Raw genomic sequence first — 9,113 nt, 5'->3', positions numbered from 1 at the left:
ATCTCAAGCCGCTGTTTGCCGGCAAGACCAGTTTCGACATTGCCGGCACCGCCACATCGGCCGGTGGCGTCAGTGTCGACCGCGCCAACATCGACAGCGATGCGGTGCACGGCACCGCGACCGGCATTGTCGATCCTGCCGGCGCCAGCGACCTCTCGGTCGAATTCGCCGCCAAGGGTCCACCCGTGGTGATCAGTGTCGGCAGCAAGGCGCAGCCGATCACGCTGGCGATCAGCAATGCCACCGCCCGCGCCTTCGGCGACGGCAAGGCGCCGATCATCGACATCGGCGCCTCCTTCGTCTCCATCGTCGCCGGCGGCACGCGGCTGGACGATCTGGCGGCCCAGATCCATTCCGACGGTTTTGACATCCAGAACCGCGCCGGGCCGGTCACCGTCAAGCTGGAGGCGGGCGGCCTCAACACCGACGTGGCGACGCTGGCGCCGCTGATCACCGGCAAGATCGATGTCGACCTGGCCGGGTCGGTCAGCAAGGACGCCATTGCCATCGACCAGGGCACGCTGCGTTCCGACGCGCTCAACGCTTCGCTGACCGCGACGGTGGCGCTTGCCGACCTGTCTATGCAGCTCAAGATGAACGCGGATGCCGTGGCGACGGCCTTTCCGCCGCAGATCGCCTCGGTGCTCGGCGCTAGGGTGAAATTCTCGGCCAGCGCGGCCCGCGATCCGCAGGGATCCTTCGCCGCCAATTCGATCGAATTCACCTCCGGCACGCTCAGCGCCGCCGGCACGGCCAGCATGCAAGGCACCGACATCCAGGCCGACATCAAGGGCAAACTGGGCGACGTCTCGGTGCTGTCGCCGACAGTCGGCGTGCCGGCCGCCGGCGGTATCGACTTCGCGCTGTCGGCAAGCGGCGCTATGACGGCGCCGGATTTCACTGTTACCGCCGATAGCGATAGCCTGACGGCATCGGGCCGCACGGTGAAGAGCATCAAGCTGACGGCTAGCGGCAAGGCCGATATCACCAGTCCCGCCGCCAACGTATCGCTGACCGGCTCCGTCGACGACCAGCCGCTCGACATCAAAGCAGCGCTGGTGACGAGCGAAGGCAAGCGTTCGATCAATGGATTCCTGGTCTCGCTGGGCGACAACAAGGTCTCGGGCGATCTCGCGCTCGACGACAAGTACATGCCGCTCGGCACGCTGACGCTCGATGCACCTGCCATCGACCAGCTGGCCGCACTTGCCGGCCAGGCGATAACGGGCGACATCGACGGAACCATCCGCTTCGCGGGGGATGGCGACGCGCCCTCCGTCGCCATCGATGCCAAGAGCACATCGATCGCGCGCGGCGAGGTGGCGGCCAAGGCCATCACCGTCAATGCGCTGATCGCCAATTATCTCAAGGCGCCGGCGATCGCGGGTACGATCAAGGCCGACAGCGTCACCTCCGGGAGCACGGAAATCGGCGGCATCGGCGTCGACCTGAAGCGTGATGGCGACTGGACCAATTTTACCGGCGGCGCCACCATAGCGGGCATTCCGGCGACCGCTGCCGGCCGGGTGAAGATCGCCGACGGCACGACGAGCATCGAGATCGCCTCGGGCGAGGCGACGGTTCGCGGCATCAAGGCGGCAATCGCCCAGGCGTCGACACTGAGTATTGCCAACGGCACGGCCAGCATCGAGAAACTGGCTCTCGATGTTGGCGGTGGCTCGGTGACGCTGTCGGGCACTGCCGGTCAGACGCTCGATCTCGCGGCGCAATTTTCGGCACTGCCCGCGGCGCTCGCCAATGAATTCTCGCCCGGCCTCGATGCTGTGGGCACGCTCAGCGGCACGGCTGGTGTGACCGGACCGCCGGCCGCTCCCGACGTCCGCTTCAATGCGCAACTGGCCGGTGTCGAAACCAGCCAGACCCGGCAGGCCGGGCTCGGACCGCTCGCCGTCGATGCGGCCGGCAGCTACACCATGGCCGGCGGCGTGGTGCTCGATCGGGCGACGCTGACCGGCGACAAGATTTCCGGCAAGGCGACCGGCACCCTCAACCCGAACGGCGCCAGCGATTTCGCGCTCGATCTCATCTCATCCGGCCCCAGCCTGCCCCTGACTGTCGGCAGCGCCGAGAGCCCGGTCAAGATCGAGATCCAGTCCTTGTCGGCAAAGGTGGCGGGCGAGAGCACGCGGGCCCGCCTGGATGTCTCGGCGATCCTGCCCTCGATCGTCACCAGCCCGGCGAGGGTGGAGGGGCTTGCCCTGGCGTTGCATTCGGATGCGTTCGATCTCAAGAACCGTGCAGGGCCGGTTTCCGGCACGGTGTCGGTGGACAAGGTCGGTCTCAACAATCCGGTGATCGCGCCGCTGATCGCCGGCAAGGTCACGGCAGCCGTCAGCGGCCGCCTGACGGCCGACCTGTTTGCCATCGACAGCGGCTCGCTCAAAAGCGATGCATTGAACAGCCAGGTCGCCGGCCAGGTATCGCTGCGAGACGGTGCCATAGACCTCAACCTGAAGGCGGATGCCCCATCGTCGGCCTTGCCTGCGGCGGCGCGCGGCATGCTTGGCGAACGCGCTGAGATCAGCGCCACGCTGAAGCGCGACCCCAACGGCAGCATCAACATAGGCGGATTGAAGTTGACCTCGGGTGCGCTGACCGCCGACGGGCAAGCCAGCCTTGCCGACAACAAGGTGGCCGCCGACATCAAGGGCGCGCTGAGCGACATCTCGCTGCTGTCGAAGGATGCCAAGGGCGCCATCGCCTTCGCGTTGAACGCACAGGGGCCGGCCACGGCGCCGGATCTGTCACTGACCGTCGACAGCGACCGCCTTCTCGTGGCGGCGCGAGAGATCACCGGGTTGAAGCTGACCGCCACCGGCAAGGCCGACGCCGCCAATCCGGCGGCGAATGTGCAACTGACCGGCAATGTCGCCGGCCAGGCGCTGCAAGGCAGTGCGGTGCTGGCGACGGCGGACGGCAAGAGCGCCATCAACGGCCTGCTGCTGTCGCTCGGCAAGAACAGGATTTCCGGCGATCTGGCGCTGGACGAGAAGTTCGTGCCGGTCGGCACCATCGCGCTCGACCTGCCCGATATCGGCCCGCTGGCGGCACTTGCCCTGGAAAAGGCCGAAGGCGACGTGCGCGGCACGATCGCCTTTTCGAAGAACGGCACCGCACCGCAGGTCGCCATCAAGGCGGCGACAGCGTCGATCACGCGCGGCGACCTGCAGGCGAAAGCCGTCTCGATCGATGCGCTGGTCGCCAACTATCTGGCGGCGCCCGTGATCTCCGGAAAGATCCGCGCCGACACCGTCATTTCGGGCGGTACCGTGATCAGCGGCATCGATGTCGATTTGAAGCGCGACGGCGACTGGACCGGTTTTTCCGGCGGCGCAACCGTCAAGGGCATTCCGGCGCGGGCCGCCGGCCGGGTGAAAGTGGCAAACGGCACCACAACTATCGAGCTTGCCTCCGGCCAGGCGACCGTCCAGGGCATCAAGGCGGCCATTGCCCAGGCCTCGACCGTCAGCATAGCCAATGGCACGACGACGTTGGACAGGCTGGTGCTCAACCTCGGCGGTGGCACGGCGACGGTGACCGGCAAGGTCGGCACGGCGCTCGACATCAATGCGACGCTGGCGCGGGTGCCGATGTCGCTCGCCAACAGTTTTTCGCCGGGCCTCGACGCCGCCGGCTCGATTTCGGGCACGGTCAAGGTGACGGGCGCGCCGGCAAATCCCGCCATTGCCTTCAATCTCGACGCGGCGGGCGTGCAGACCTCGCAGACCCGCGGTGCCGGTGTCGGTGCGGTGAGTGTTTCCTCGTCGGGCACCTTCGGCGCCAACAAGCTGACCTTCAATGCCAATGTCAGCGATGGAGCCGGCCTTGGCGTCAAGGGCGGCGGCAGCGTGACGACGGCCGGGACGCCGGCGCTGGTGCTCGACTTCAATGGCGTCGTGCCGTTCGGCCTGCTCAGCCAGAAGCTTGCCGCGCAGGGCCTGTCGCTGTCTGGAACCGCCAATGTCAACGTGCAGGTGCGCGGTCCCGCGACATCGCCCGTCATCGGCGGCAGCGTCAGCACCTCGGGTGCGCGCCTTGTCGATGCGCGCTCCGGCCTCGCCGTCAACGATCTCGCCGCCGATGTCTCGATTGCCGGCGGCGTCGCCAGGATCAACCGGTTGACCGGAACGCTGTCGACGCGCGGCAGCCTGTCGGCCAGCGGCACGGTCGGCATCAACCCGGCGCAGGGTTTTCCGGCCGATTTGTCGATCAAGCTGGTCGACGGCCGCTATACGGACGGAAGGGTGGTGACCGCCAACCTCGGCGGCGACCTGACGATCAAGGGACCGCTGACCTCCGCACCGGTCATTGCCGGCACCGTCAATCTCGCCAAGACGGTGATCACCGTTCCGGACAAATTGCCGGGCTCGCTGGCGGCGCTCGACGTCAAGCACAAGAACGCGCCAGGTGCGGTAAAGGCGCAGGACAAGGCGCTGCGGCCGCCGACGACCAGCGGCAAGGGCGGCGGTAGCGGCCTTGCACTCGATGTCACGGTCAACGCGCCGAACCAGATCTTCATCCAGGGCAGGGGCGTCGATGCCGAACTTGGCGGCTCGCTGAAGCTGACCGGCCCGGCCTCGTCGCCGCAAGCGGTCGGCACCTTCACCCTGCAACGCGGACGGCTGTCGATTCTCGGCAAGCGGCTGACCTTCACCGAAGGCACGGTCGGATTTTCCGGCTCGCTGGTGCCTTATCTCAATTTGACGGCGACCACGACGACGACCGGCGCCACCGTCACCATCGTGGTGTCGGGCGAGGCGACCAATCCGAAGTTCACCTTCTCCTCCGTGCCGGCGCTGCCCGAGGACGAGGTGCTGGCGCAATTGATCTTCGGGCGCTCGATGTCGAACCTGTCGCCGCTGCAGATCGCCCAGTTGGCCGAGGCCGCCGGGCAACTGGCCGGCGTCGGCGGCTCGACGTCGCTGCTGGAAAACCTGCGCAGCGCCATTGGCGTCGACGACCTCGACGTCACCACCGACGACCAGGGCGGCACGGCGGTTTCGGCGGGCAAATACCTCAACGACCGCACCTATGTCACGATCCAGAAAGGCGACAAGCCGGGCTCGGGCAAGGCGACGATCGACCTCAATGTCGGGCGCGGCGTCAAGCTGCGCGGCGAGGCCAACGATGCCGGCGAAGCCAAGGGCGGCATTTTCTACGAGAAGGAATACTGATAGTTCGGCGGGACTTTTGGCCTCATGATGGATCGATTCTGGCGCTGTCCGGGCTGGAGTAAATGTCTCAGTTTAATCGACTACCGAGATTCCAGAAGAATCCGTCGGACAGTAGCAAATTTGCGCCAAGACTGTCGTTATCACGCGAACCGCTCCCCTTTCAAAGTTGCACATTCCCTAACATGTTCTCAATCCACGCCGTCTTTGACATCATGGCCTGGATGCGGAATGTTAAAAGGCGGAAAGCCAACAATGGGAGTTAAGTCATGACAATTTATAAGAGTAATGGCGATCGCGTTCCGGATCACATCCTGGCCATGGCCGAAGAAGCCAAGGCAGGCAAGGTGGATCGCCGCGAATTCCTGGCCATGGCCAGCGTCTTCGGCGCATCGACGGCAATGGCTTACGGCTTGCTCGGCCTCGCCGATCCGACTCCGGCGAAGGCCGAAGAGGTAAAGGGCAAGAAGGGCGGCACGCTGAAGATCGCCCAGTGGATCAAGGATCCCAAGGACCCGCGCAAGGCCGACTGGTCGGAAATCGCCAATGCCGAGCGCCAGGCGCTCGAGCCGCTGGTCAAGTACACGTCCGAATACACGTTCCGCCCCTATCTGCTGGAAAGCTGGGACGTCAACGACGATGCGACGCAGTACACGCTGCATGTGCGCAAGGGCGTCACCTGGTCGAATGGCGATGCCTTCACCGCCGATGACGTCATCTTCAACCTGAAGCGCTGGGCCGACAAGAAAGCCGAAGGCAACTCCATGCCCGGCCGTCTCGGCTCGCTGGTCAAGGACGACAAGCTCGACGAAAGCGCCGTGACCAAGCCGGACGACCACACGGTCGTGCTGAAGCTCACCAAGCCGGACATCGCCCTGATTCCGAACATGTGCGACTATCCCGGCCTCATCGTCCACAAGACCTTCGATGAGAAGGGCGGCGACTTCAAGGCCTGCCCGATCGGCACCGGCCCGTTCGAACTCGTCTCCTACGATGTCGGTCAGAAGGTGGTCTACAAGCGCCGCACCGACGACAAGTGGTGGGATGGCGAAGTGTTCCTCGACGGCCTGGAATTCATCGACTACGGCACCGATCCGGCAGCCATGGTCAGCGCTTTCGAAGCCGGCGAAGTGCACACCAATTTCGAAACTTCGGCCGACTACGTGTCGATCCTAGACGGCATGGATCTGGTGAAGTCGGAGATCGTCACCGCGTCGACCATCGTCTGCCGCACCAACGTCAACAACAAGCCCTATGGCGACCAGAAGGTGCGCAACGCGCTGCAGCTTGCGGTCGACAACAATGTCGTCCTGCAGCTCGGCTACGGCAATGCCGGCTCGGTCGCCGAAAACCACCATGTCTGCTCGATCCATCCGGAATATTACGAGCTGCCCAAGGTTGCCCGTGATCCGGCCAAGGCAAAGGCGCTGATGGCGGAAGCCGGCCAGGCCGACTTCGAACACGAGCTGATCACTGTCGACGAAGACTGGCACAAGAATACCGGCGATGCGATCGCAGCCCAGATGCGCGACGCCGGCATCAAGGTGAAGCGCACCGTTCTGCCGGGTTCGACGTTCTGGAACGACTGGACGAAGTATCCGCTGTCGATGACCAACTGGAACATGCGCCCGCTCGGCGTCCAGGTTCTGGCCATCGCCTATCGCACCGGCGAGGCCTGGAACGAGGCCGGCTGGTCGAATCCGGACTGGGATGCCAAGCTCAATGCGGCGCTCGCCGTTGCCGACGCCGCCAAGCGCAAGGAAATGATGAAGGACATCGAGCAGATCCTGCAGGATTCCGGCATCATGATCCAGCCGTACTGGCGCAAGCTCTACAGCCACTCGGTCAAGGCGGTGCAGAATTACAAGATGCACCCGACCTTCGAGCGCGACTACGGCAAGGTCTGGCTCGAGCAGGCTTGATCGCATCGACATGGGGGAAGGGGCTCGCTCCCTTCCCTTGCTCTTTGCATCGTCCGTCCCTGCTGGTCCGCACTTTCTCAAAAAAGTTGCGGACTCGCGGGCAAGGCCATGCAACAAAAACAGGGTTGATCGCATCCGAAGGCCTGTTTGAGAGCCAGCCCCGCCGGTTACGGCAGGGTTGGCTTTTATAGCCGGCTCAAACCCCAACCCATCGGCAGGGGGCCGCCATGCTTTCCTTCGTTATCAGGCGTCTTGGTACCATGGCATTGACGATGCTGTGCCTGACCATGGTCGTCTTCTTCCTGATCAACCTCGAACCCAATCTGAAGAAGCTGGCGATCAGCCAGACCGAAATGCATACGTCGGCCGAGCAGCTCGAGAGCTGGCTGGTCAACCATGGCTACCGGCAGAACTTCTTCGTCCGCTATGGGCAGTGGCTGGGCGTGGTGCCCAAGCAACCTGTTACAGACCCGGCGACCGGCAAGCCGGCGCAGCGTTTCTCCTTCTGCAACGATCCGCTCGTGCCGACCTTCGCCGGCGTTTTCCAGGGCGATTTCGGCTGCTCGACCAAGTTCAAGGCGACCGTCGCCTCAAAGCTGTTTCCGGCACTCGGCGCTACCGGCATCCTGATGTTCTGGGTGCTGGTGGTGATGGTGCCGATCTCGCTGCTGATCGGCATTCTGGCCGGCATGCGCGAGGGGTCGCGAACCGACCGGGTGCTGTCCGTGGCGTCGATCGCCTCGACCGCGACGCCTGAATATGTGTCGGGCGTCATCTTCACCGTCATCTTCGCCTCATGGCTAGGCTGGCTGAACGGCTCGGCGGCTTCGGCCAGCCAGGGCATCACCTTCTACAATTTCACTTTGCCGGTGATGACGCTGGCGATCTACGGCATCGGCTACATCGCCCGCATGACGCGTGCTTCGATGGTCGAAGTGATGACGCAGCAATATATCCGCACTGCCAGGTTGAAGGGTCTTTCCTTCGGCAGCGTTGTGGTCAAACATGCCTTGCGCAACGCGCTGATCGCACCGTTCACCGTCATCATGCTGCAATTCCCGTGGCTGCTCACCGGCGTCGTGATCGTCGAGGTGATGTTCCGTTACCAGGGCTTCGGCTACACGCTGGTCGAGGCGGCCGGCAACAACGACATCGACCTTTTGCTCGGCTGCTCGCTGGTCTCGGTGTTCATCGTCTTGATCACGCAGCTCATTTCCGATGTCGGCTACGCGTTTCTCAATCCGCGTATCAGAGTTCAGTAGGGGGCGAAGCGGATGCCGGTTCAATACATCAGTGGCTTCACCATCGTTCTCGAAGTGCTGTCGCGCTTCTGGCCGGTCTGGATCGCGCTCGTCATCGTCATGGGTGCGAGCTTCGCCTACAAGAAGAAGCTGGCGCTCTACGGCCAGCTGTTCGACAGCGGCGTCGGCATCGTCGGCGTCGGCATCTGCCTGTTCTGGCTGTTCACGGCGATCTTCGCCGCGACCATTTCTCCCTTCGACCCGCTGGCCCAGATTCCCATCATGAAGGATGTGCTGCCGGGCGCCGTCGAACCGAAATCGGGGCTGACCTATCTGTTCGGCGGCGACAAGCTGGCGCGCGACGTGTTTTCGCGCATGGTCTATGGCAGCCAGATCGTGTTGATCATCGCGCCTGCGGCAACCGGCTTCGCGCTGATGGTTGGCATCACGCTCGGCCTGCCGGCCGGCTATTATGGCGGCAAGATCGACACCGTACTGTCCTTCCTGGCCAACCTCGTGCTGGCCTTCCCGGTCATCCTGCTGTTCTACCTTTTGGTGACGCCGGGCATCATGGACACGCCGATCCCCTATGGCATGGCCGGCGTCTTCTTCCTGTTCCCGATCATCTTTTTCAGCGTGCTGTTCTGGACCCGCTACAAGAACCGGCCCGACCGACTCTACATCCTGCTCGGCATCACCCTGATCCTCGGCGGCTGGATCTATGCCGGCCTGGTCTTCGACGCCGATCCGCTGAAGAT

General features: G+C 64.1%; 4 protein-coding genes. All 4 read left to right on the top strand.

Going from position 1 to position 9,113, the window contains the following annotated elements:
- Positions 1 to 5,195 (top strand): translocation/assembly module TamB domain-containing protein (locus EOC06_RS26005; RefSeq protein ID WP_128309124.1); only part of this gene is annotated, 5,195 nt, incomplete at its 5' end.
- 266 nt (positions 5,196 to 5,461) lie between these two features.
- Positions 5,462 to 7,114, top strand: a complete 1,653-nt coding sequence (locus EOC06_RS26000) for an ABC transporter substrate-binding protein (RefSeq protein WP_128309123.1) — start codon at positions 5,462 to 5,464, stop codon at positions 7,112 to 7,114.
- A gap of 227 nt (positions 7,115 to 7,341) precedes the next feature.
- Positions 7,342 to 8,376: an ABC transporter permease gene (locus EOC06_RS25995; protein ID WP_027035014.1), complete on the top strand. Its 1,035-nt coding sequence runs from the start codon at positions 7,342 to 7,344 to the stop codon at positions 8,374 to 8,376.
- A gap of 12 nt (positions 8,377 to 8,388) precedes the next feature.
- Positions 8,389 to 9,113, top strand: a 725-nt coding sequence (locus tag EOC06_RS25990; RefSeq protein WP_368773603.1) for an ABC transporter permease, incomplete at its 3' end; no start/stop codon positions are given.

It is taken from the genome of Mesorhizobium sp. M7A.F.Ca.MR.362.00.0.0 (genome assembly GCF_004023175.1).
GTDB lineage: Bacteria > Pseudomonadota > Alphaproteobacteria > Rhizobiales > Rhizobiaceae > Mesorhizobium.
This window is presented reverse-complemented; position numbering and strand designations above follow the sequence as displayed.

What these genes read in the sequence shown, in the direction of transcription:
- EOC06_RS26000 (WP_128309123.1), top strand. Translation starts at nt 5,462, where the DNA reads ATGACAATTTATAAGAGTAATGGCGATCGCGTTCCGGATCACATCCTG.
- EOC06_RS25995 (WP_027035014.1), top strand. Translation starts at nt 7,342, where the DNA reads ATGCTTTCCTTCGTTATCAGGCGTCTTGGTACCATGGCATTGACGATG.